22 protein-coding genes are annotated in these 21,631 nt (G+C 75.2%); 15 read left to right on the top strand and 7 right to left on the bottom strand.

What is annotated here, in order from left to right:
• Positions 1 to 3: 3 nt before the first annotated feature.
• Positions 4 to 612: a TetR/AcrR family transcriptional regulator gene (locus ACI79K_RS20150; protein ID WP_456600602.1), complete on the bottom strand. Its 609-nt coding sequence runs from the start codon at positions 610 to 612 to the stop codon at positions 4 to 6.
• A gap of 43 nt (positions 613 to 655) precedes the next feature.
• Here ACI79K_RS20150 and ACI79K_RS20145 point away from each other — a divergent pair, with 43 nt between their 5' ends.
• The 4 genes from ACI79K_RS20145 to ACI79K_RS20130 all read left to right on the top strand — a co-directional run bounded on the left by ACI79K_RS20145 (position 656) and on the right by ACI79K_RS20130 (position 5,490).
• Positions 656 to 2,281: an MFS transporter gene (locus tag ACI79K_RS20145; RefSeq protein WP_456600601.1), complete on the top strand. Its 1,626-nt coding sequence runs from the start codon at positions 656 to 658 to the stop codon at positions 2,279 to 2,281.
• A 4-nt stretch (positions 2,282 to 2,285) separates the two neighbouring features.
• Positions 2,286 to 3,167 carry a formyltetrahydrofolate deformylase gene (gene purU, locus ACI79K_RS20140; protein WP_456590476.1) on the top strand — a complete coding sequence of 294 codons (882 nt, stop codon included), beginning with the start codon at positions 2,286 to 2,288 and terminating at the stop codon, positions 3,165 to 3,167.
• A 176-nt stretch (positions 3,168 to 3,343) separates the two neighbouring features.
• The gene (locus ACI79K_RS20135) at positions 3,344 to 3,835 is read left to right on the top strand and encodes a Fur family transcriptional regulator (RefSeq protein WP_456598317.1); all 492 of its coding nucleotides are present in this window, start codon (positions 3,344 to 3,346) and stop codon (positions 3,833 to 3,835) included.
• Entirely contained in the window at positions 3,832 to 5,490 is a 1,659-nt protein-coding gene (locus ACI79K_RS20130; RefSeq protein ID WP_456590474.1) for a catalase, read from the top strand. Before ACI79K_RS20135 ends, ACI79K_RS20130 begins: the two co-directional genes overlap by 4 nt.
• A 106-nt stretch (positions 5,491 to 5,596) precedes the next feature.
• Here ACI79K_RS20130 and ACI79K_RS20125 read toward each other — a convergent pair whose 3' ends face one another.
• Together ACI79K_RS20125 and ACI79K_RS20120 are read right to left on the bottom strand one after the other, a co-directional pair.
• Positions 5,597 to 6,544 (bottom strand): proteasome assembly chaperone family protein, encoded by a 948-nt coding sequence (locus ACI79K_RS20125; protein ID WP_456590473.1) that lies wholly within the window; start codon positions 6,542 to 6,544, stop codon positions 5,597 to 5,599.
• A 113-nt stretch (positions 6,545 to 6,657) separates the two neighbouring features.
• The gene (locus ACI79K_RS20120) at positions 6,658 to 8,019 is read right to left on the bottom strand and encodes an AI-2E family transporter (RefSeq protein ID WP_456590472.1); all 1,362 of its coding nucleotides are present in this window, start codon (positions 8,017 to 8,019) and stop codon (positions 6,658 to 6,660) included.
• A 76-nt stretch (positions 8,020 to 8,095) separates the two neighbouring features.
• On the opposite strand from ACI79K_RS20120, the gene ACI79K_RS20115 reads away from it, so the two are divergent.
• The 6 genes from ACI79K_RS20115 (at position 8,096) to ACI79K_RS20090 (ending at position 11,586) form a co-directional block, all read left to right on the top strand.
• Positions 8,096 to 8,563 (top strand): PPOX class F420-dependent oxidoreductase, encoded by a 468-nt coding sequence (locus ACI79K_RS20115; RefSeq protein WP_456590471.1) that lies wholly within the window; start codon positions 8,096 to 8,098, stop codon positions 8,561 to 8,563.
• A gap of 38 nt (positions 8,564 to 8,601) precedes the next feature.
• A complete protein-coding gene (locus tag ACI79K_RS20110; protein WP_456590470.1) occupies positions 8,602 to 9,189 on the top strand; it encodes a hypothetical protein in 588 nt (195 codons plus the stop codon).
• On the top strand, positions 9,186 to 9,704 hold the full coding sequence (locus ACI79K_RS20105; protein ID WP_456590469.1) for a hypothetical protein: 519 nt from the start codon (positions 9,186 to 9,188) through the stop codon (positions 9,702 to 9,704). The genes ACI79K_RS20110 and ACI79K_RS20105 overlap by 4 nt, the downstream gene beginning before the upstream one ends.
• A gap of 43 nt (positions 9,705 to 9,747) precedes the next feature.
• Positions 9,748 to 10,188, top strand: a complete 441-nt coding sequence (locus tag ACI79K_RS20100) for a hypothetical protein (RefSeq protein ID WP_456600600.1) — start codon at positions 9,748 to 9,750, stop codon at positions 10,186 to 10,188.
• Positions 10,189 to 10,354: 166 nt separating this feature from the next.
• A complete protein-coding gene (locus tag ACI79K_RS20095) occupies positions 10,355 to 11,107 on the top strand; it encodes a dienelactone hydrolase family protein (RefSeq protein WP_456598422.1) in 753 nt (250 codons plus the stop codon).
• A gap of 41 nt (positions 11,108 to 11,148) precedes the next feature.
• Positions 11,149 to 11,586 (top strand): N-acetyltransferase family protein, encoded by a 438-nt coding sequence (locus ACI79K_RS20090; protein ID WP_456590466.1) that lies wholly within the window; start codon positions 11,149 to 11,151, stop codon positions 11,584 to 11,586.
• On the opposite strand, the gene ACI79K_RS20085 is transcribed toward ACI79K_RS20090, so the two are convergent.
• Positions 11,568 to 12,116 (bottom strand): GrpB family protein, encoded by a 549-nt coding sequence (locus ACI79K_RS20085; protein WP_456600599.1) that lies wholly within the window; start codon positions 12,114 to 12,116, stop codon positions 11,568 to 11,570. The two genes, ACI79K_RS20090 and ACI79K_RS20085, sit on opposite strands and share 19 nt — an antisense overlap.
• A 114-nt stretch (positions 12,117 to 12,230) precedes the next feature.
• Here ACI79K_RS20085 and ACI79K_RS20080 point away from each other — a divergent pair, with 114 nt between their 5' ends.
• The 5 genes from ACI79K_RS20080 to ACI79K_RS20060 all read left to right on the top strand — a co-directional run bounded on the left by ACI79K_RS20080 (position 12,231) and on the right by ACI79K_RS20060 (position 16,901).
• Entirely contained in the window at positions 12,231 to 12,629 is a 399-nt protein-coding gene (locus ACI79K_RS20080; protein WP_456590464.1) for an ankyrin repeat domain-containing protein, read from the top strand.
• Positions 12,630 to 12,682: 53 nt separating this feature from the next.
• Entirely contained in the window at positions 12,683 to 13,993 is a 1,311-nt protein-coding gene (locus tag ACI79K_RS20075; protein WP_456590463.1) for an AI-2E family transporter, read from the top strand.
• A gap of 17 nt (positions 13,994 to 14,010) precedes the next feature.
• Entirely contained in the window at positions 14,011 to 15,318 is a 1,308-nt protein-coding gene (fabG, locus tag ACI79K_RS20070; protein ID WP_456590462.1) for a 3-oxoacyl-ACP reductase FabG, read from the top strand.
• A gap of 140 nt (positions 15,319 to 15,458) precedes the next feature.
• Entirely contained in the window at positions 15,459 to 16,229 is a 771-nt protein-coding gene (locus ACI79K_RS20065; RefSeq protein WP_456600598.1) for a crotonase/enoyl-CoA hydratase family protein, read from the top strand.
• Positions 16,230 to 16,277: 48 nt separating this feature from the next.
• Entirely contained in the window at positions 16,278 to 16,901 is a 624-nt protein-coding gene (locus ACI79K_RS20060) for a GDSL-type esterase/lipase family protein (protein WP_456590460.1), read from the top strand.
• Positions 16,902 to 16,905: 4 nt separating this feature from the next.
• Here ACI79K_RS20060 and ACI79K_RS20055 read toward each other — a convergent pair whose 3' ends face one another.
• Genes ACI79K_RS20055 through ACI79K_RS20045 form a run of 3 tightly spaced genes read right to left on the bottom strand, consistent with a single transcriptional unit; the run spans position 16,906 to position 21,443 of the window.
• A complete protein-coding gene (locus tag ACI79K_RS20055; RefSeq protein WP_456590459.1) occupies positions 16,906 to 18,072 on the bottom strand; it encodes a cation:proton antiporter in 1,167 nt (388 codons plus the stop codon).
• Positions 18,073 to 18,078: 6 nt separating this feature from the next.
• Entirely contained in the window at positions 18,079 to 18,564 is a 486-nt protein-coding gene (locus tag ACI79K_RS20050; RefSeq protein ID WP_456590458.1) for a cation:proton antiporter regulatory subunit, read from the bottom strand.
• Positions 18,565 to 18,587: 23 nt separating this feature from the next.
• Entirely contained in the window at positions 18,588 to 21,443 is a 2,856-nt protein-coding gene (locus tag ACI79K_RS20045) for an FAD-binding and (Fe-S)-binding domain-containing protein (RefSeq protein WP_456600597.1), read from the bottom strand.
• Positions 21,444 to 21,631: the final 188 nt, after the last annotated feature.

Below are 21,631 nucleotides of genomic sequence, written 5' to 3'. Positions count from 1 at the left end.
GGCCTACTCCCCGGAAGAGGAGCGGCCGGCCGGTGCCGCGGTCCGGTCGATCCACGTGCGCACTGCGGCGCGCGCGTCCTCGACCGAGTAGCGGTGCGGCCAGGTGACCAGCTGGAAGGCCAGCCCCTCGCTGAGCGCCTGGAGCTCCCTGACCGCCGCCTCCCGATGCGGATCGGGCGCGTCGGGGAGCACCAGGCGGACGACGAGGGCGTGCAGGCGGCGCAGGTCGTCGTCGACGGTGTCGGCCACGGCGCGGAAGGACGGGGACACGCGGGCGCGGGCCAGGAAGGCGTAGTAGACCGCGGCCTCCTGCCGGGTCTCCTCCGTCAACGGCATGGCCGCGGTGAGGAGCTGCTCGGCCACCTCTCGAGGCGACCCCTGCGGATCCAGGCGTGCGACGCGCGCGGCCGTGCGCTCCACCACGAGCCGCATCGCGAACAGGTGCAGCGCCTCCTGGCCGTCGAAGAAGGGCGTCACCGCGCCGAGCGACAGCCCTGCCTCCGCGGCCACGCTGCGCACGGTGGCCGCGGCCAGGCCGTCGCGGGCGACGACGCGCCAGAGCGCCTCGGCGATGGTCCGCCGGCGCTCGTCGGGATCCACGGACCGGGGCATGCGCCGATGTTAGTGGAACAGACGTTCCGCTACGCTGCCGGGCATGGCGGACCGCGTCCGGAGCCCTGCCGCACGCCGCGAGGCGGGCGCGCTGGCGGCCGCCGCACTGACCCGCGGGCCCGCCGAACTGCTCGACTTCCTCCTGCCGCTCTGGGCGGGCGCCGCCCTCGGGGCCGCCGCGGTGGAGGTCGGCCTGCTCGTGGCGACCGAGCTGGCCGTCTCCGTGGTCGCCAGGCCGCTGGCCGGCGGGCTCGCGGATGCGCGGGAGCGTCGGACCGTCGCCGCCGTCGGCGCGCTGCTGTACGCGCTCTCCACCGCCGGGTACGCGTTCGCCGGCGCGCTTCCCCTCGCGTTCCTGGCCGCGGTGGTCGGCGGAGTGGGAGGTGCGCTGCTGTGGGTGCCGCTGCGCGCCATGGTGGGTGAGCGGCTGGCGGTGGACCCCGCCGTCTTCGCGCGGCTGCTCTCCTGGCAGGAGACCGGCGTCTGGGTGGCCTTCGTGGCCGGGTTGTCGCTGCTGCCGGCGCTGGGCTACCGGGGGCTGTTCCTCGGTTGCGCCGCCGCCTGCCTGGTGGGTGCCGGCTTCCTGTACTCCGCGCCGATCCGGCCGGGCGCGGTGGCCGGTGCCGGGCCGCCTGCCGCCCTGCGGCGCACCGGCCGGAGACTGCGCCCGCTGCTGCTGACCGTCGCGGCCACCATGGCCGCGGAGTCCGCCGTCGGCATCCTGCTGCTCCTGCACCTGCAGCGCGGGCACGGTCTGGAGCCGGTGGAGATCGCGCTGGTCTACCTCCCGGGCGCCGTCGTCATGGGCCTGCTGCCCGGGCCGCTGCACCGCCTCGCCGTGGCGTTCGGCCGCCGCCGGGTGCTGGCGCTGGGATCGGTGGCCAGCGCGCTCTTCGCGGTCGGGTTGTCCTTCGCACCCACCCCGGGCGTGCTGGCGGCGGCGTGGGTCCTGAGCGCGGCGGCCTGGGCGGCGGTCATCCCCGTGCAGCAGGCGGTCGTCGCCGAGGCCGCGGGCGCCGGCATCGGCCGCGGCATGGGCCTGTACGAGGCGGCCGCGCTGGTGGGTGCCGCCGTGGGTGCGGTGCTGGCCGGCGCGCTCTACCAGGGCGGGTCGTGGACGACGGCCTGCCTGGTCCTCGCGCTGCCCAGCCTGGCCGGCGCGGTGCTCGGGCCGTGGGCGGTGGGCCGGCTGGGGGTGCGGGACCGGCCCGTCGCCACCCCGCCGGAGGTGGCGGCGGCTCCCGTGCCCGCCGGCGCACCCGCCGTCCCGGATGCAGCCGCCACCGCACCGGCGGCCGCCGTCGGGGACACCGCCGGGTCCGACGGCCGGACGGCGGGCCGTCGCACGGGCAGTGCGAGCTCCCGCGACCCGCGCCGGCAGCTGTCGCTCCTGGCCGCCCACGCGGTGTTGTTCGTCCTCGTCCAGGTGCTGCTGGCGCTCGTCGACCTCTCCTGGGTGGTCGACGTGGCCTCCGCCGAGCAGGGGTGGGACGCCCTCCTGCGCGGCGCGCGGCCCGGGCTGGAGGGATTGCCCGGCTTCGTCCACGGGGTGGGCCGGATCTGGGTGATCGTGTTCGCCGTCGACGTCGTCTGGACGGCGTGCACCGTGCTCGCGGCCCTCCGCCGGGGCGGCCCCGACCGCGCGTCGCACGGGTCTGGGACGATCTAGCACCGTGTCTGCTGCCCGCCCGCTCGACGACCGCACCGCCGACCTGGGACGACTGGTCGTCCGCTGCCCCGACCGGCCGGGGATCGTGGCGGCGATCAGCGGCCTGATGGCCGACGTCGGCGCGAACATCACCGACTCCCAGCAGCACTCCTCCGACCCGAGCGGCGGCACCTTCACCCTGCGCCTGGAGTTCGTGCTGGCCGACCTGGCCGCCCGGCGGGCGGAGCTGGAGCAGCGGCTGGCCGAGCTGACCCGCACGTGGCAGCTCACCTGGCGGCTGGTGGAGGCCGCGCACCGCCCGACCGTCGCGGTCTTCGTCAGCCGCACCGACCACGTGCTGCAGGAGCTCATCTACCGGGTGCGCGCCGGCGACCTGCGGGCCGACATCACCACTGTCATCAGCAACCACCCGGACCTGGAGCCGGTGGCCGCCGCGGCCGGCATCCCGTTCCACCACGTGCCGGTCACCCCGGGCACGAAGGCCGAGGCCGAGGCGCGGGCGCTGGAGATCGTGGGCGACGTCGACCTGGTGGTGCTGGCCCGGTACATGCAGATCGTCTCGCCGGAGTTCTGCGCCCGGTTCCCCGAGCGGCTGATCAACATCCACCACAGCTTCCTGCCGGCCTTCGTGGGCGCGAACCCGTACCAGGCCGCCCACGACCGCGGGGTGAAGCTCATCGGTGCCACCGCGCACTACGTGACCGCGGAGCTGGACGCCGGGCCGATCATCGAGCAGGAGGTCGCCCGCGTCGACCACCGCGCCACGGTGGAGGACATGCGCCGGGTGGGCCGCTACGTCGAGCGGCAGGTGCTCGCGCAGGCGGTGACCTGGCACGTGGAGGACCGCGTCATCGTCGAGGGCGACCGCACCATCGTCTTCGCCTGACCCGCAGGACGATCAGGTCACCTGATCGTTCGGGGTCCTGGCTCAGTGCTGGAAGTGAGCCAGGACCCCTGATGATCAGGTGACCTGATCATCAGGGCCCCCGCAGGGGGACACGTCCGCGATCGTTCACCCGCTTGTCTTGACTCGTTCAAGAAAAGCGCGTTGGATGGTTCTCGATGGAGACGACCTGGGCGCACGAGCTGCGGGAGGCCGGGCTGCGCGTGACGCGGCCCCGCCTGTCGGTGCTGAGCGTGCTGGCCGATCATCCCCACGCCGACGCCGACACGATCGTGACCGGCGCGCGGCAGCTGCACCCCTCGCTGTCCCCCCAGGCCGTGTACGGCGTGCTGAAGGCCCTCGTCTCCACCGGCATCGCCCGCCGGATCGAGCCCGCCGGGGCGCCCGCGCTGTTCGAGCTGCGGGTGGGGGACAACCACCACCACCTGGTCTGCCGCTCGTGCGGCGCGGTCGCCGACGTGGACTGCGTCGTGGGTGCGGCCCCCTGTCTGAGCCCGTCGGACACCGCCGGCTTCGTCGTGGACGAGGCCGAGGTCGTGTTCTGGGGGCTCTGCGCCACCTGTCGGAGCCGTGACCGGGAGGTCGCGGCAGGCACCGACTCCATGCAGGTCGAACACCAGCACCACATCCGAGGAGGAGCAGGAGCATGACCGACGTCGCATCGCAGGGCACGGCGCCCAGCCAGGCCGGCAAGCCGGTCCTGACCAACCGTCAGGGCCACCCGGTCTACGACAACCAGAACCAGCGCACCGTGGGCGCCCGTGGCCCCGCGACCCTGGAGAACTACCAGTTCCTCGAGAAGATCAGCCACTTCGACCGGGAGCGCATCCCGGAGCGCGTGGTGCACGCCCGCGGCGTGACCGCCTACGGCTACTTCGAGGCCGACGGCACCGTCGGTGACGAGCCGGTCAGCAAGTACACCCGCGCCAAGCTGTTCCAGGAGAAGGGCAAGCGCACCGACGTCGCGCTGCGCTTCTCCACCGTCGCCGGTGGCCGGGACTCCTCGGAGATGGCGCGCGACCCGCGCGGCTTCGCCGTGAAGTTCTACACCGAGGACGGCAACTGGGACCTCGTCGGCAACAACCTGGGTGTCTTCTTCATCCGGGACGCCATCAAGTTCCCCGACTTCATCCACTCGCAGAAGCCCGACCCGGTCACCTTTGAGGCCAGCGTCGCCGAGCGGGCCTTCGACTTCTTCAGCCAGACCCCCGAGGCCATGCACATGGTCTCGCTGGTCTTCAGCCCCCGCGGCCTGCCGGCCAGCTACCGGCACATGCAGGGCTTCGGCGTGAACACCTACAAGTGGGTCAACGCCCAGGGCGAGACCGTGCTGGTCAAGTACCACTGGCTGCCCAAGCAGGGCGTGAAGTCCTACACCGCCGAGGACGGCGCCAAGATCCAGGCGCAGACCCTGGGTGCCCACACCAAGGACCTCTACGACTCGATCGCCGCCGGCGACTTCCCGTCGTGGGACCTGCACGTGCAGATCATGAGCGACGACGAGCACCCCGAGCTCGACTTCGACCCGCTCGACGACACCAAGGTGTGGCCGGAGGAGGTCTTCCCGCTCCGCAAGGTCGGGACGATGACCCTCAACCGGATGCCGGAGGACTTCTTCTCCGAGAACGAGCAGATCGCCTTCGGTACCGGCGTCCTGGTCGACGGGCTGGACTTCTCCGACGACAAGATGCTGGTCGGCCGGACGTTCTCCTACTCGGACACCCAGCGCTACCGGGTGGGTCCGAACTACCTGCAGCTGCCGGTGAACCGGCCCAAGGTCGAGGTCCGGACCAACCAGCAGGGCGGCCCGATGTCCTACGGCCGCGACATCGTGGGCGACAACCCGCACGTCAACTACGAGCCGTCGATCACCGGCGGCCTGCGTGAGGACACCTACCCCACGCACGACGAGCAGGGCCCGGTCATCACCGGCCGGCTCACCCGCAAGCGGATCCCGCGCACCAACGACTACAAGCAGGCCGGTGAGCGCTACCAGCTCTCCGAGCAGTGGGAGAAGGACGACCTGGTCACCAACCTGGTCGGCGCCCTGCAGCAGTGCCGCCGCGAGATCCAGGAGCGGATGGTCTGGCACTTCTTCATGTGCGACGACGAGTGGGGCCAGCGGGTCGGCGAGGCCCTCGGCATCTCCGCCGACGACGTCCGGGGCCTGGAGCCGCTGCAGACGCAGACCCTGTCCGAGGAGGAGCTGCAGCGCGCGGCCAACCTCGGCAAGAACGGTCCGCGGGACGTGACCGGTCACGTCATGACGCACTGCGTGCCGAACGAGCGCGTGGTCGTCGCCTGACAGGCACCACAGCACCACCGCGGCGGGCCGCGACCGGGATCATCCCGGTCGCGGCCCGTCGGCCTTCTGCCGTGCCGAGTCGTCCTGGGACGACGGGGCGTACCGCTCAGTCGCGCTTGCGGTCCTGGTCGGCGAGGAACCGCTCGAACTCGGCGCCGAGCTCCTCGGCGCTGGGCACCTCGCCGGCGCCGCCCAGCAGGTCGGTGCCCTCGCGGGCGGCGGTGAACGAGTCGTACTGCTGCTCCAGGGCGGCGACGACGGCCACGTTGTCCGCCGAGCGGGCGATCTGCGCGTCGACCTCCGAGCGGTGGAGCTCGGCCGCCTCGCGCAGCGACTCGGTGGGCAGGCGCAGCCCGGTGAGCTGCTCCAGGTGCTCGAGCAGCGTGAGCGAGGCGGCGGGGTAGGTGGCCTGCGCGAGGTAGTGGGGGACGTGCGCGGCCACGCCGAAGGCGTCGACCCCGGCCTCGCCCATGCGCAGCTCCAGCAGGGCCGAGACGCTGCCGGGGATGCGCATCTCGCCCCAGTACACCGGATAGGACTCGATGAGCTGCCGTCGTGTGGCGTGGGCGGTGACGGTGACCGGCCGCGTGTGCGGCACCGGCATCGGGATCGCCTGGAGCGCGGCGACGGAGGTGATGCCGAGCCGCTCGACGAGCATGCCGACCGCGGCCACGAACCGTTCCCAGGCGTAGTCGGGCTCGGCGCCGTGGAGGAGCAGGAACGTCTCGCCGGCGTCGTCCTCGACGGCGTAGAGCGCGATCTCCGGGGCGGTGAAGCCCTCGTACCGGTCGGCGTTGAAGGTCATGCGGGGACGTCGGGCCCGGTAGTCGATCAGGCTGTCGGCGTCGAAGCGGGCGATGACCTCGTGCGGCAGCCCGGCCAGCAGATGGGCGCCGGCGAGCGTGCCCGCCGACGCGGCGTCGAAGTCTCCGGCGAGGTCGTGCACCAGCACGAGGCCCCGGCGCTCGGCCGGGTCGTCGACGGCCGCCTCGCGGGTGAGGAACGGCTCCGCCGCCGGGAGCAGTTCGACCAGGTCCTCCGGTCGCTGGGCCACGGGGGCACCTCCTGTCGGGTCGTCCGGCGCGAGGCCGGGTCGCGCTGGCCGCTACAGCCGCGCGACGGCCCGCCGCATTCCCGGCGGGCCGTCGCCACCACCCGTCCGGGCGCTCAGCGGGTGGCCGCGTCCTCCTCGCTGGCCTCCGTACTGGTCGCGCCCGTGCCGCGCGGCTGCGTGGCGCTGGGCTCCTGCCCGCCGTCATGACCGGGCGGGTCGGCCTGCTCCCGGGACAGGCGGGCACCGGCCGGGTCGTCGACGATCTGCGCGCGCGTGCCGTCGGGGAGGACCTCGGGGGACTTCCCGTCGAGCTGGTCCCGCGCGTACCGGTAGCAGACGGCGATCAGCGCGGTCACCGGGACGGCGAGGAAGGCGCCGATGATGCCGGCCAGGCTGGCGCCCGCGGTGACGGCCAGGATCACCACGGCGGCGTGCAGGTTGAGCCCGCGGCCCTGCAGGATCGGCTGCAGGACGTTGCCCTCGATCTGCTGCACGAGGATCACGATGCCCAGCACGATCAGCGCCGTGGTGAAGCCCTGGTCGACCAGCGCGATCAGCACCGCGAAACCGCCGGCGACGAACGCACCGATGATGGGGACGAACGCGCCGAAGAAGGTCAGCACCGCCAGCGGCAGCACCAGCGGGACGTCGAGGATCCACAGGCCCAGGCCGATGAACAACGCGTCGGCGAACCCGACGATGGCCTGCTGGCGGATGAACTCCGAGAGCGTCGACCACGTCTTGTAGGAGAGCGCGGCCACGTGCGGGGCGGCCGGCTGGCCCGTCTGCGCGGCGAGCCACGGCACCCAGCGGGGGCCGTCCTTGAGGAAGAAGAAGGTCAGCACGAGCGCCAGCACCAGGTTGATCAGCAGGCCGCCGATCGCGGTGGCGCCGGTCACGGCGTAGCCGGCGATGTTCTGGGCGTTGCCCTGGATCGTGTTGATCGCCTGGTCGACGGCGCTGCCGATCTGCTCCTCGCCTAGGTTGAACGGCGGCCCGGTCAGCCAGTCCTGCAGCTGCTCCAGGCCGACGCTGACGCCTTCGGCGAGCTCCTCGACCTGGCCCACGACGGGAGGGGCGATGAGCGCGATGATCCCGCCGAAGGCGGCGAAGAAGGTGAGCAGGACGGTGATCGCGGCCGGCGCGGCCGGCCAGCCGTGGTTGCGCAGGAACCGGGTCGGCGGCCACAGCACGGTGGTGAACAGCAGGCCCAGGACGACCGGCAGCAGGATGACCCAGAGCTTGCCCAGGACGTAGCCGAGCACGATCACCCCGCCGACGATGAGCAGCAGCTCGCCCGAGGCGATGGCCAGCCGTCGGCTCGCCCGCTGGAGGCGCTCGCCCCGCTCGGTGGTCGGCACCGGCGCGTGCGTGGCCGGCACGACCCCGGCGGAGGGGGTGGGCTCGTCCGGCTCGACGTCGTCGGCCGTCTCGTCCGGTGGCGGCTCGGTGCGACCGGGCAAGCGGATCCTCATGCTGCGATCTCAACACAGATGCACGCACCTGACCGGGCGGGAAACGATCATCACACCCGCGTCGTAGCGTGCAGGCATGCCGAAGATCGCGACCACCGACCGGGTCGACCGGGCGTCCCTCGTGGACTTCCTCCGCCCCCGGCACCGTGCGGTGCTGCTCACCCGACGGCGGGAGGGTGGGGTCCAGCTCTCGCCGGTCACCTGCGGGGTCGACGCCGAGGGCCGCGTCGTCGTGTCCACGTACCCACAGCGGGCCAAGGTCGCCAACGCGCGACGCGACCCGTCGGTCTCCCTGTGCGTCCTCTCCGACGAGTGGGACGGCCCCTGGGTGCAGCTGGACGGCGAGGCCGAGGTGCTCCAGCTGCCCGAGGCGCTGGAGCCGCTGGTCGACTACTACCGGTCGATCAGCGGGGAGCACCCCGACTGGGCGGAGTACCGCGCGGCCATGGCGCGGCAGGGCAAGGCGCTGCTGCGCATCACCGTCACCGGCTGGGGGCCGATCGCCACCGGGGGGTTCCCGGCCGATGTGGCCGACAAGCTCTGATCCTTGCTTCATCCAGAGAAAGGTGTAAGGCTTTCGCGGTGCCGTACGTGCTGACCATCGACCAACGGGCCAGCCGGCGGGGGCCCGACCGGGTCGGCGACGTCCTGGCGCAGCTCAACGCCGACGTCCCCACCGTCCTGGCCTTCGAACGGACGGCGGGGGACGAGTTCCAGGGCGTCCTCGGCGAGCCCGACGCCGCCGTCGACGTCGCCCTGCGCCTCGTCCGGCTGGGCGGCTGGAGCATCGGCATCGGTGCGGGGGCGGTCCAGGAGCCGCTGCCGGCCAGCACCCGGGCCGCTGCCGGGCCGGCCTTCCTCTGCGCCCGCCGGGCCGTCGACGCGGCCAAGCAGCGGCCGGTGCGGCTGGCCGTGCGCGGGGCGGTCCCGGCCGACGCCGGCGACGCACAGGCGGTGCTCGGTGCGCTGGCGGTGCTGGTGGGCCGGCGTAGCGAGCAGGCGTGGGAGGCGATCGAGCTGGTCGAGGCCGGACGGACCCAGGCCGAGGCGGCCGCAGCCCTCGGCGTCTCGCGGCAGGCGGTGGGCCAGCGCCTGGCTGCCGCCTCGTGGGAGCTGGAGCGCGAGCTGCGGCCGACGGCCGCCCGGCTCCTGGCGAGGGCGGCCGGATGACCACCGCGGTCCTGCTGCTCCTCGGGCTGGCCGGGTTGGCCGGCCTGGTCCTGTCCTTCCGCGGCGAGCGGACGCCCGGCGCCGCCGGCGCGATCGCCCTGGTGGTAGCGCTGGCTGTCGCCGCCGCCTTCGCCTGGCCGGCCGAGAGCAGCGGTGGCCCGGCGCAGGCCGGCGCCCTGCTCGCCGCGTTGGCGGCGGTCACCGGTGGGGGACCGGTGGCGACGGCGGTGCTGCACGCCGCCGACCCGGCCGCCGCCGGGGTGTCCGGGGGCCCGCAGGATCCCGACATCCTCCGCGGCGGGGCATGGATCGGCGTCCTCGAGCGGGGGGCGATCGCGAGCACGCTGCTGGTCGGCTGGCCCGAGGGGCTCGCCGTCGTCCTCGCGATCAAGGGGCTGGGGCGGTTCTCCGAACTGCGCGCGCCGGCGGCCGCCGAGCGGTTCATCGTGGGCACCCTGGCGAGCGGGCTGTGGGCCGCCGGCTGCGTGGGGGTCGCGGTCCTGCTCCGCGGCTGAGCGCACCCCGTCGTCCCCCCGGGGTGACGGGAACGGAGGCTCCGTGCCGATCGTCGGACCGCACGTGACGAGTGCGGCCCGCGGGCGCGTCGACCGGCTGCTGGCCGTCCTGGCGGTCACGCTCGCGCTCGGTGGCTGCGGAGGCGAGGTCGTCCGGGCCGGGGGAGCGACCGTTCTCGTCGCCGAGCGCGCAGAGGCGGGCATGGACGCGCTCGGCGGCGGCCGGCTGGAGGTCGTCGGCGGCTGCCTCGGGGCGAGCGGCTACGTCATCGTGTGGCCGCACGGCACCGAGGTCGTCGAGGACGATCCCCTGACCGTCAGCATCCCGGGCCACGGCACCGCCGCGCTCGGCGACCGGGTCGAGGTGAGCGGCGGTTTCGTGCTCGAGCACTCGTCCGGAACGGTCGAACCGGGCCCGCACGAGGTCGCCGGTGTCACGGTCCCCGCGGAGTGTGCGGAGCACGACGTCTTCCTCGCCCACTGAGCGGCCCGCTGCTGCGTGCAGCGCCCGCCCAGCGGGGGAGCGGCGGGACGGCGAGGATGGCGGTCGGCCACCGTCGGCCACCGTCGGCCGGTGCGACCCGGCGCCGGCCTCCGGCGGGTGAGGACGCCGGCCACCCATGGCCGGGAGCTGGACGGAGGAACACCGCATGTGCCACGACCACGACAGCCGTCCGCCCGCCCCGCCGCGCAGCGGGCCGGTGCGCGAACGCGCCACGACCACGCTCACCGCCGCTGACGGCGCCTGCTTCACGGCCGCCACCGCGCTGCCCGCGGAGCCCGCGCGCGCGGGGGTGGTCGTGCTCCCCGACATCCGGGGCCTGCACCCGTACTACGTCGCCCTGGCCGAGCGGTTCGCCGAGGCGGGGCTGGCGGCGGTCGCGATCGACTGGTTCGGGCGCACCGCCGGCGTCTGCGCCGACGGCGTCCGGCCCGAGGACTTCGACTGGCAGGCGCACATCCCGCGCACGACGCCGGAGGGGATCGACGCCGACGTCGCCGCCGCGATCGACCACCTGCGCGAGCGGGCCGGCGCGGAGCTGCCGGTGGTCACGGTCGGCTTCTGCTTCGGCGGCAGCCACTCGTGGCGGCTGGCCGGTGGAGACCTCGACCTGGCCGGCTGCGCCGGCTTCTACGGCCGCCCGTCGCTGGTGGGGGACGCCGCCGACCGGGCGCGGCTGCCCACGGTGATGCTGGTCGCCGGCGCCGACAGCGTGACGCCGGTGCCGGAGCAGCGGGCCCTGGCCGACCGGCTGCGCGCGGCCGGGGCAGAGGTCGACCTCGTCGTCTACGAGGGCGCGCCGCACTCGTTCTTCGACCGGTCGCACGACGCCTGGGCAGAGGCCTGCCGCGACGCCTGGGCGCACGTCCTGTCGCTCACCGACCGCGTCGCCCGGCCGTGACGAGGCCGGCGTGGGGACCGCTGCCCGGCAGCACCGTACGGGTGCGGCCGGCGACGGCAGCCGACCTCCCGGCCCTGGTGGTGCTGCTGGCCGACGACCCGATCGGCGGGGCACGTGAGCGGGCCGCGGACCTGGCGCCGTACCGGGCGGCGTTCCGACGGATCGAGCGCGATCCGGCGCAGCTGCTGGTGACGGCCGCGGACGGCGACGCGGTCGTCGGCACCCTGCAGCTCTCGGTCATCCCGGGCCTGTCCCGCGGAGGAGCCCTGCGCGCGCAGATCGAGAGCGTGCGCGTGCGGCCGGACCGGCGCGGCACGGGCCTCGGGACGGCACTGTTCGGGTGGGCGATCGCGGAGGCGGGCCGCCAGGGGTGCGCGCTGGTGCAGCTGACCACCGATCTCGCCCGCCGCGAGGCGCACCGGTTCTACGAACGGCTGGGCTTCGTCCACTCGCACGCGGGCTACAAGCTGGCGCTCTGACGTGCCCGGCACAGGATCTGGCGCACGACGGCGGACTTCCCCTCGGCGTAGTGGTTCATGTCCGCCCACCGCCGGGTGGCGAGGTCCCGCTTGGTCCGCTCGTACAGCTGCCGGTCGGCCGCGGAGCGGAGCAGCCGGTCACGGAAGAGCAGGTGGTCGGTGACGGCCGGGTCGCCGGTCGCGCGCACGTGCAGGTGCACGTCCCGGGCCGGGGTGCGGAGCATCCGGTGCCCCGGCTCGACCACGCGCAGAGCGAATCCTGCTGCCCGCAGGGCAGGGACGTAGGCGTCGTCGTCCGCGACGTCGGGAACGGTGACCAGCACGTCCACCACCGGCTTGGCGGCCAGCCCGGGAACCGCCGTGCTCCCGATGTGGAGGACGTCGACCACCCGGTCACCGAGGACGGCCAGAACCTCGTCGCGGACCTGGCGGAAGCGGGCCGCCCAGGCCCGGTGGTCCTCCTGGAGCACGATCACCGCGGGTTCGGGTGCGCCCACCAGCACCGACTCCAGGTGCGAGTCGGCCGCCACGACGGTCAGCGTAGTGCCGGCGGAGACGGGCCGGGCCGCGTCCGGGGCGTCCGGGACGGCGGGGACGGACTGGCCTGCGGAGCCGTCGGCCGCTCGTCTCCTACCCTGGGGCGGGTGAGCGGCCAGCCGATCGATCCCGGAGTCATCGAACTCGCCGGACGGGTCTTCGACCTCGCCCGCGGCGGGCACACCGAGGAGCTCGTGGCGTACGTGGACGCCGGCGTCCCGGTGAACCTCACCAACGACAAGGGCGACACCCTGCTCATCCTCGCCGCCTACCACGGGCACAGCGGCACGGTCGCCGCCCTGCTGGAGCGTGGCGCCGACCACGGCCGGGCCAACGACCGCGGCCAGACGGCCCTGGCCGCGGCGGTCTTCAAGCAGTCGGCCGAGACCGTGCAGCGGCTGCTCGCGGCCGGGGCCGATCCGGACGCGGGTGGCCCCAGCGCCCGCGAGACGGCGGCGTTCTTCGACCTGCCGGCCATGACCGCGCTGCTGGCCGCCCGCGACTGACCGGCGGGTCGGCGGAGCCGGTGCGCCCGGGCGCGACCGAGGGGGAGGCGGGCATGCCAGCACGAGATGACCTGCCGGAGACGGGGCCGCTGCCGCTGATCCGGCCGGACCGGCAGGACGCGGCACCGGCCGGCGCGCCGGAGCCGGCCGGGCCCGACCCGGCGGCGGTGGTCCCGGCACCGGAGCCCGGGCTGCCGCGCTGGCTGCTCCTGGTGGGCGGTGCCGCCGCCGCCACCATCGCCATCGCCGGGTTGCAGGCGATCGCCTGGCTCGTGGCGCCGGTGTTCCTGGCCCTCGTCGTCGTCATCGCCCTGACCCCGGTGCAGGGGTGGCTGCGCCGCATCGGCGTGCCGCGCTGGCTGGCCACCACCGTGCTGCTGCTGCTCGTGTGGACGGTGCTGCTGGCGTTCGTCGCGCTGCTGGTGGCCGCCGTCGCCCAGTTCGCCGCGCTGCTGCCCGACTACGCCGACCGGGCGCAGCTGCTGATCAACGACGTGGTCGCCGACCTCAACAGCCGGGGGATCGTCTCCGGTCAGCTGTCGGACCTCGTCGAGCAGATCGACTACGGCTCGCTGGTGGGGCTGGCCACCGACCTGCTGAGCCGGCTCACGGATGCGGCGACCACCCTGCTGCTCCTGCTGTCGGCGCTGGTCTTCATGGGCATCGAGAGCAGCGGCTTCGGCAGGCGGCTGGCCCTCATCGGCGCCGAGCGCCCCCACCTGCCGGTGGCGCTGCGGCTGTTCACCCGGGGCACCCGCAGCTACCTGCTGGTGAGCACGGTGTTCGGGGCGATCGTCGCGATCGGCGACACGATCGCCCTGGCGCTGCTGGACGTGCCGGCCGCCCCGCTGTGGGGGCTGCTCGCCTTCATCACCAACTACGTGCCCAACATCGGGTTCGTCCTGGGGGTCGCGCCGCCCGCCGTGCTCGGGCTGCTCGCCGGCGGCTGGGGCGACTTCATCGCGATCCTGGTCGTCTACTCGCTGCTGAACTTCGTCGTCCAGACCCTGATCCAGCCCCGCTTCGTCGGTGACTCGGTGGGCCTGTCGATGACGGTGACGTTCGTGGCCCTGCTCTTCTGGGGCTGGGTCCTCGGCGCGCTGGGCGCGCTGCTCGCCATCCCGCTGACGCTGCTGGTCAAGGCCCTGCTGGTCGACGTCGATCCCCGGGGCCACTGGCTGGACGCCCTGCTGCGGGAGGAGCCGCGCGCCCCGCGCACGATGCGGGCCCGGCGGCGCATGGCCGACCGGCACGCCGCCCTGGCGTCCATGCGGCGGCTGCACCACCACCCGCACCGCCGGTCGTCCGCCGCCGAGGCGGAGGAGACCGACGACGCGGCGGCCACCCCGGCGGGCCGGGGCTGACCGGGCAGGAGCTGGTCGTGCTGGCCGGTCTGCAGGGCAGCGGGAAGAGCACCTGGATCGCCCGCCACCTGGCCGGCAGCCACGTCGTCGTCAGCAAGGACCAGTGGCCGAACGCCCGGCGCCGGGAGGCGCGCCAGCAGCGGGTCGTCGCCGAGCTCCTGGCCGCGGGGCGCAGCGTCGTCGTCGACAACACCAACCCCTCACCGGCGGAGCGCGCACCGCTCGTCACCCTCGCCCGCGAGGCCGGCGTGCCCGTGCGCGCGGTGTGGCTGGACACGCCCCTGGAGGTCTGCCTGGCCCGCAACGACGCCCGTACCGGTCGGGCCCGCGTGCCACTGGTGGGCGTCCACGCCACCCGGGCGCGGTTCGTGCCGCCGTCGGTCGCCGAGGGGTTCGACCGGGTCGACGTCGTCCGGGCGGGTGCGCAGGACCCGGCACCGGACCTTGTGACCGTGGCCGCAACCGGCGGCCGTAACGTGTCGGGCGCAGCCCGCCGCGGACCGGGGCCCTCCGCCCCGGTACCGCCGGCATCCGAGACGAAGGGAACTCACATGAGCGAGGCAGGCACCACGGGCGCGTCCCGCGTGGCCATCGTGACCGGCGCGGCCCGCGGCATCGGCGCGGCGACCGCCCAGCGGCTGGCGCAGGACGGATTCGCCGTCGCGGTCCTCGACCTGGACGAGGGCTCGGCCAAGGGCACCGCCGAGGCGATCGAGGCCGCCGGCGGCCGGGCGCTGGCCGTCGGCGCCGACGTGAGCGACTCCGCGCAGGTCGAGGCCGCCGTCGAGCGGATCGCGACGGAGCTGGGCCCGCCGACCGTCCTGGTCAACAACGCCGGTGTGCTCCGCGACAACATGCTGTTCAAGATGAGCGACTCCGACTGGGACATCGTCATGAACGTGCACCTGCGGGGCGCCTTCCTCATGACCCGCGCCGCGCAGAAGCACATGATCGACCAGAAGTGGGGTCGGATCGTCAACCTGTCCAGCACCTCCGCGCTGGGCAACCGCGGCCAGGCGAACTACTCGACGGCGAAGGCCGGTCTGCAGGGCTTCACGAAGACCCTCGCGATCGAGCTGGGCAAGTTCGGCGTCACCGCCAACGCCATCGCCCCGGGCTTCATCGAGACGGACATGACCAAGGCGACCGCCGACCGCATGGGCATCCCGTTCGACGACTTCATCAAGGGCGCGGCCTCGCAGATCCCGGTGGCCCGCACGGGCAAGCCGGAGGACATCGCCCACCTGGTGTCCTTCTTCGTCAGCGAGGGCGCCGGCTTCGTCTCCGGCCAGGTCGTCTACGCCGCCGGCGGCCCGAAGGCCTGAGCGGACCCCTCTGCCCCCCACCGCTCGCTCCGCTCGCGGTGGGGCCCTGCAGAGGGGCCGTTCCATCCGCTCAGCAGGGGCCGGGCAGCCGCACCGGCTGCCCGGCCCCGCGCGCTTCTCCCCATCGCCGAGGAGGCGTCATGGTCGACGACGACAAGGTCCTGGTGGAGCGCCGCGGCGCCGTCCAGGTGATCACCATCAACCGGCCGTCCGCGCGCAACGCCCTCGACGCCGACGTCGCCCGGGCGGTCGCGGCCGCGGTCGACGAGCTGGACGCCGACGGCGGCCTGCGAGCGGGGGTGCTCACCGGCTCGGGCGGCACCTTCTCGGCCGGGATGGACCTCAAGGCGTTCCTGCGTGGGGAGAGCCCCGCGATCCCCGGTCGCGGGCTGTGCGGCATCACCCGCACCCCGCCGCGCAAGCCGCTGCTGGCCGCTGTCGAGGGCTGGGCGCTGGCCGGCGGCTTCGAGCTGGTGCTCGCCTGCGACCTGGTGGTGGCGGGCCGGGGCGCCCGGTTCGGGGTGCCGGAGGTGAAGCGCTCGCTCGTCGCGGCCGGCGGGGCCGCACTCCTGCTGCCGCAGCGGGTGCCCCGCGCGGTCGCGCTGGAGCTGCTGCTGACCGGTGAGCCGGTCGACGCGGAGCGCGCGGCCGCGGTCGGCCTGGTGAACCGCGTGGTCGAGGACGGCTCGGCGGTCGCGGAGGCCGTCGCCCTGGCGGAGGTGATCGCCGCGAACGGTCCGCTGGCGGTGGCGGCCACCAAGCAGGTCGTGCAGCAGGCGCCGGGGTGGGCGCCGGACGAGGCCTGGACGCGGCACGACGAGCTCGTCGCGCCGGTGTTCGCCTCCGAGGACGCCCGGGAGGGTTCCGCGGCCTTCGCGGAGCGCCGGCCCCCGGTCTGGCGCGGTCGCTGACCGAGCCCGGCCCGGCATAGCCGGCCTCCCGGTCCTGTTGGACCCGGCGTGGCCCGCACTCCTCTCCGCCTGGTCGTCCTCGGCGACTCGCTCGCCTCCGGTACCGGGGCCGCCCGCCCCTCCGACGCCCTGGGGCCGCGGCTGACCCGCGTGCTGACCGACGACGGGTTCGACGTCGAGCTGCACGTCATGGCCGTCCCCGGCGCCGTCTCGGCCGGGCTGGCCGACCAGGCGCGCCGGGCCCAGCCGCTCTCCGCCGACCTCGCCGTCGTCGTCATCGGTGCCAACGACCTCGCCCGGTTCGTGCCGGTCGAGCAGGCCGCGAGCGCGCTCGCGGCCGCGGTGACCGCGCTCCGCGCGGGCGGCACCGACGTCGTGGTGGTCCCGGCGCCGGACATGTCGATGGTCCCGTTCGTGCCGCCCGCGCTGCGGGCGCTGGTCCGGGGAGCCTGCGCGGTCCTCCAGCGGCGGCAGTCGCAGGTGGCCACCACCGGCGGTGCCACGGTGGCGCCGGTCGCCGCCGAGGTGGCGCGCGCCTTCTCGGCCGACCCGGCGCTGTTCTCCGCCGACCGGTTCCACCCGTCCTCGGCCGGCTACGCGGCCATCGCCGCGGTGCTCGCGCCCCACGTGCTGGCCGCGGCCCGCGCCCGGCGGGACGGCGCCGCGGCCTGAGCGCTCACGCGCCGACCGGTGCCCGGACGAGCCGGGCCGCCACCGGCTCCACGAACCGGGTGAGCAGCGGACCGGTCACCGCGAGCAGCAGCACGTAGCCGGTGGCGACCGGCCCGACCGCGGGGATCCCCGCGCCGACCGCCAGCCCCGCGATCACGATCGAGAACTCGCCGCGGGCCACCAGCGCGGTGCCGGCCCGCAGCCGGCCGGGGACGGCCACGCCGTCCCGCTTCGCGGCGAACCAGCCGGTGCCGATCTTCGTGACGGTGGTGACCGCGGCCAGCGCGAGGGCGGCGGGCAGCACCGGCAGGATGGCGCCCGGATCGGTGGCCAGGCCGAACGCGACGAAGAAGGTGGCGGCGAACAGGTCGCGGAGGGGGCCGAGGATGGCACGGGCCCGCTCGGCGAAGGACGCCGGCAGCGCCAGCCCGACCAGGAACGCCCCGACCGCCGCCGAGGCCCCCAGCGCCTGCGCGGCGCCGGCGACCAGCAGCGTCAGCCCGATCAGCCGGAGCATCACCTGCTCGTCGTCGTCGTGGGTGAGCCACCGGCCCAGCCGCGGGCCGTGCCGCTGCGCCGCGAGGAGCACCACGAGCACCGCGCCGACGGCCAGCCCGACCCCGGCCGCGGCCGACATCGGCCCCTGGCCGGCGAGGGCCACCACGAGCAGCGGCAGGAACAGCGCCATCGCGAGGTCCTCGAGCACCAGCACCGAGAGCACCGCCGGGGTCTCCCGGTTGGCCAACCGCCCCAGGTCGCCGAGCAGCCGCGCGATGATCCCCGACGACGAGATGTAGGTGACCCCGCCCAGGGCGAGCGCCCCCTCCCAGGGCAGCCCCAGCAGCAGCCCGGCGACGAACCCCGGTGGGCCGTTGAGCACCAGGTCCACCAGCCCCGAGGGCGCGTGCCGGCGGAACGACGCGAACAGCTCGGTGGCGGAGAACTCCAGGCCGAGGGTGAGCAGCAGCAGGACGACGCCGATCTCCGCGGCCGCCTCCAGGAACGGCGCGGCGTTCTCCACCGGCACCAGGCCACCCTCGCCCAGCGCGAGCGCGGCCAGGAGGATGAACGGGATGGGGGAGAGGCCCAGGCGCCGGGCCAGCAGCCCGAGCGCGGACAGGCCGAGGAACAACAGCCCCAGCTCGAGCAGCAGGGCGGCGACGTGGTCCACCGCGGGCTACTCCTGGCCCGCGATCCGCCGGTCCAGCTGCTCCAGCCCGGCCGAGGAGCCGATGACGACCAGCACGTCGCCGGCGGACAACCGGTCAGCGGGTGACGGGGAGGGGACCACGTCGGCGCCGCGGACGATGGCGACCACCGAGCAGCCGGTCAGCGTGCGGGCCCGGGTGTCGCCCAGGCTCCGGCCCGCGTACGGGGAGCCCTCCCGCACGGTGATCCGGGCCGACTCCAGCCCGGGCACCTCGCGGGAGAGGTCGGCGAACCGCTGGGTCAGCCGGGGGGCGCCCAGCACCTCGGCGAGGGCGTCGACCTCCTCCGGGTCCAGCCGGAACGTCTCCCGCGCGCGGTCGGGGTCGCGCCGGTCGAACACCGCGATCTCCGCGCCGCCCTCCCGCTGCACGACGATGCCCAGTACCTGACCCGAGCGGGTCCGCATCTGGTAACGGACACCCACACCGGGCAGCAGCGTCTCCTCGAGCTCCACCGGGGCATCGTCGCAGACCCGGATCAGGCCAGTCGCTCCGCCAGCAGCTCGGCGAGGTGCCGTCCGCGCCGCTCGGCGAGCTGGTCGAGCTGCGTGCGGCAGGAGAACCCGTCGGCCAGCACGACGGCGTCGTCGGGCAGGTCGCGGACGGCGGGCAGCAGCTGCTGCTCGGCGACCGCCACCGAGACGTCGTGGTGCCCGCGCTCGACGCCCCAGTTGCCGGCCAGCCCGCAGCAACCGCCGAGCCGGTTCACCCGGGCGCCCGCGTCCTGCAGGAGCCGGGCGTCGGCGGACCAGCCGAGCACCGAGGCGTGGTGGCAGTGCGGCTGGGCGACGATCTCCAGGCCGTCCAGCGACGGCGGCGTCCAGCCCGGGGTGCTCGTCAGGAGCTCGGCGAGCGTGCGGGTGGCGGCGGCGACCTGCTCGGCCTCCGCGCCGCCGACCAGCTCCAGCGCCTCGCTGCGGAGCACGGCGGTGCAGGAGGGCTCGATGCCGACGATCGGCACGCCCGCCGCCGCGAGCGGGGCCAGCGTCCGCACGGTGCCGCCGAGGATCCCCTTGGCCTTGTCGAGCTGGCCGGTGGTGATCCACGTGAGCCCGCAGCAGGTGTCGGCGCCGGGCACCTCGACGCGGTAGCCGGCGGCCGTCAGCACCCGGGCGGTCGCGGCGGCGACCTCCGGGGCGAAGTGGTCGGTGAAGGAGTCGACCCACAGCGCCACCGGGGCGCCGTCGCCCTGGAGCGGCTGGTCGGCCCACTGCTGCCGGAAGGTGCGCGCGGCGAACTGCGGCACCGACCGGCGCTGGTCGATGCCCGCCCCCCACTTGGCCACCGAACCGACGAGCGCGGAGCCGAGCATCGCGTTGACCAGGCGCGGGGCCCGGGCCACCAGGTCCGACCAGAACGGCAGCCGGCCCAGCGTGTAGTGGGCGCGCGGCCGCAGCCGGCGCCGGTACGACTGGTGCAGCACCTCGGCCTTGTAGGAGGCCATGTCCACGCCGGTGGGGCAGTCCGACGAGCAGCCCTTGCAGGACAGGCAGAGGTCCAGCGCCTCGTGCACCTCCGGTGCGCGCCAGTCCTTCACCGGCCCGCCGGGGGCGAGCATCTCCTGCAGGACCCGGGCGCGGCCGCGGGTGGTGTCCTTCTCCTCCCGCGTCGCCGGCCAGGACGGGCACATGACCCCGCCGGAGGACTGCAGGTCGGCCCGGCACTTGCCGACGCCGGTGCAGCGGTGCACCGCGGCGGAGAAGTCACCGCCGTCGTGCCGGTAGGCCAGCGCCAGGGGGCGGCGGGAGGTCGAGACCAGCGGCGGGGCAGCGGCGATCCGGACGTCCTCGTCGAGCGGTGCCGGGCGCACCAGCACGCCCGGGTTGAGCACGTCGGCGGGGTCGAACACCGCCTTGACGCGGGCGAAGAGGTCCAGGGCGGCGGGGGAGTACATGTGCGGCAGCAGCTCGCTGCGCGCCCGCCCGTCGCCGTGCTCCCCGGACAGCGAACCGCCGTAGCCGGCGACCAGCCGGGCGGCGTCCTCGACGAACGACCGGTAGGCCGACCGGCCGCGATCGGGCCCCTCCCCGAACGGGAAGTCGATGCGCACGTGCACGCAGCCGTCGCCGAAGTGGCCGTAGGGCACGCCCTGCAGCCCGTGGCCGTCGAGCAGCGCCTCGAAGCCGCGCAGGTACTCCCCGAGCCGCTCCACCGGGACGGCGGCGTCCTCCCAGCCGGCGTGCGCGGGCCGGCCGTCGGAGGTGCGGTTGGCCAGCCCCGCGCCGTCCTCGCGGATCCGCCAGATCGCCGCGGCGTGCGCCGGGTCGGTGACGACGAGGGAGTCCAGGGCACCGGCGTCGGCCAGCACCCCCTGCGCCTTGCCCTGCACCTCGGCCACGGTGTCGCCGGTCAGCTCCACGATCAGCCACCCGTCGCCGCGCGGCAGCTCGGGGACGACGGCGGCGGGCACGTCGCGCAGCCGCTGCACGATCCGCTGGTCGAGCCCCTCGACCGCGGTGGGCTCGTGGGGGAGCAGGCCGGGGGTGGCGTCGGCGGCGTCGGCCATGCTCGGGTAGCCCAGCACCACCAGCCCCCGGACGGGAGCGTCGGCGACCAGCCGCACGGTGGCGCCGAGGACGACGGCGAGCGTCCCCTCGCTGCCGACCAGCGCCCGGGCCACGTCGAAGCCGCGCTCGGGCAGCAGGTGCTCCAGCGAGTAGCCCGACACCTGCCGGCCGAAGGCGCCGAGCTCGGTGCGCACGGTCGCGAGGTGCCCGGCGACGAGCCGGTGCAGGTCCTCGAGCACGCCCGGCGCGGGCTCGGTGCCCGGACCGAGCCGGAGCCGCTCACCGGTGCCGGTGACGACGTCCAGCCCCACCACGTTGTCCGACGTCCGGCCGTACCCCAGCGCCCGGGACCCGCAGGCGTTGTTGCCGATCATCCCGCCGATCGTGCAGCGGTTGTGCGTGCTGGGGTCCGGGCCGAACCGCAGCCCGTGCGGGCGCGCGGCGGTCTGCAGCGCGGCCTGGACCACGCCGGGGTCCACCGTCGCCGTCCGGGCCTCCGGGTCGATCGCGTGCACCCGCGACAGGTACCGGCTGGTGTCCAGCACGACGCCGGTGCCCACGGCGTTGCCCGCGATCGACGTGCCCGCGCCGCGGGCGGTCAGCGGCACCCCGAGCGAGCGGCACACCTCGAGCGCCGCCACGATCTCGTCGGGGTGCTGCGGCCGCACCACGGCCCGGGGGAGGACGCGGTACAGCGACGCGTCGGAGGAGTAGAGGGCGCGGGCCAGCCCCGAGTCGTCGACGTCGCCGATGCCGGCGCGCCGCAGCTCGGCCACCACCGACCGGCCGTCGTCGGTGCCCGTCGTCGTGGGGGCCGGTGCGCTCATGGTGCCGAGTCTCGCTCCCGCGTCCGGGGCGGGCGCGTCCACCCCCCCTCCCGGCACCCGGGGACGGGGGGGGGGGGGGGGGGGGGGGGGGGGGGGGGGGGGGGGGGGGGGGGGGGGGGGGGGGGGGGGGGGGGGGGGGGGGGGGGGGGGGGGGGGGGGGGGGGGGGCGGGGGCGGGGGGGGCGGGGG

It is taken from the genome of Blastococcus sp. SYSU DS0616 (assembly GCF_054051015.1).
This window is presented reverse-complemented; position numbering and strand designations above follow the sequence as displayed.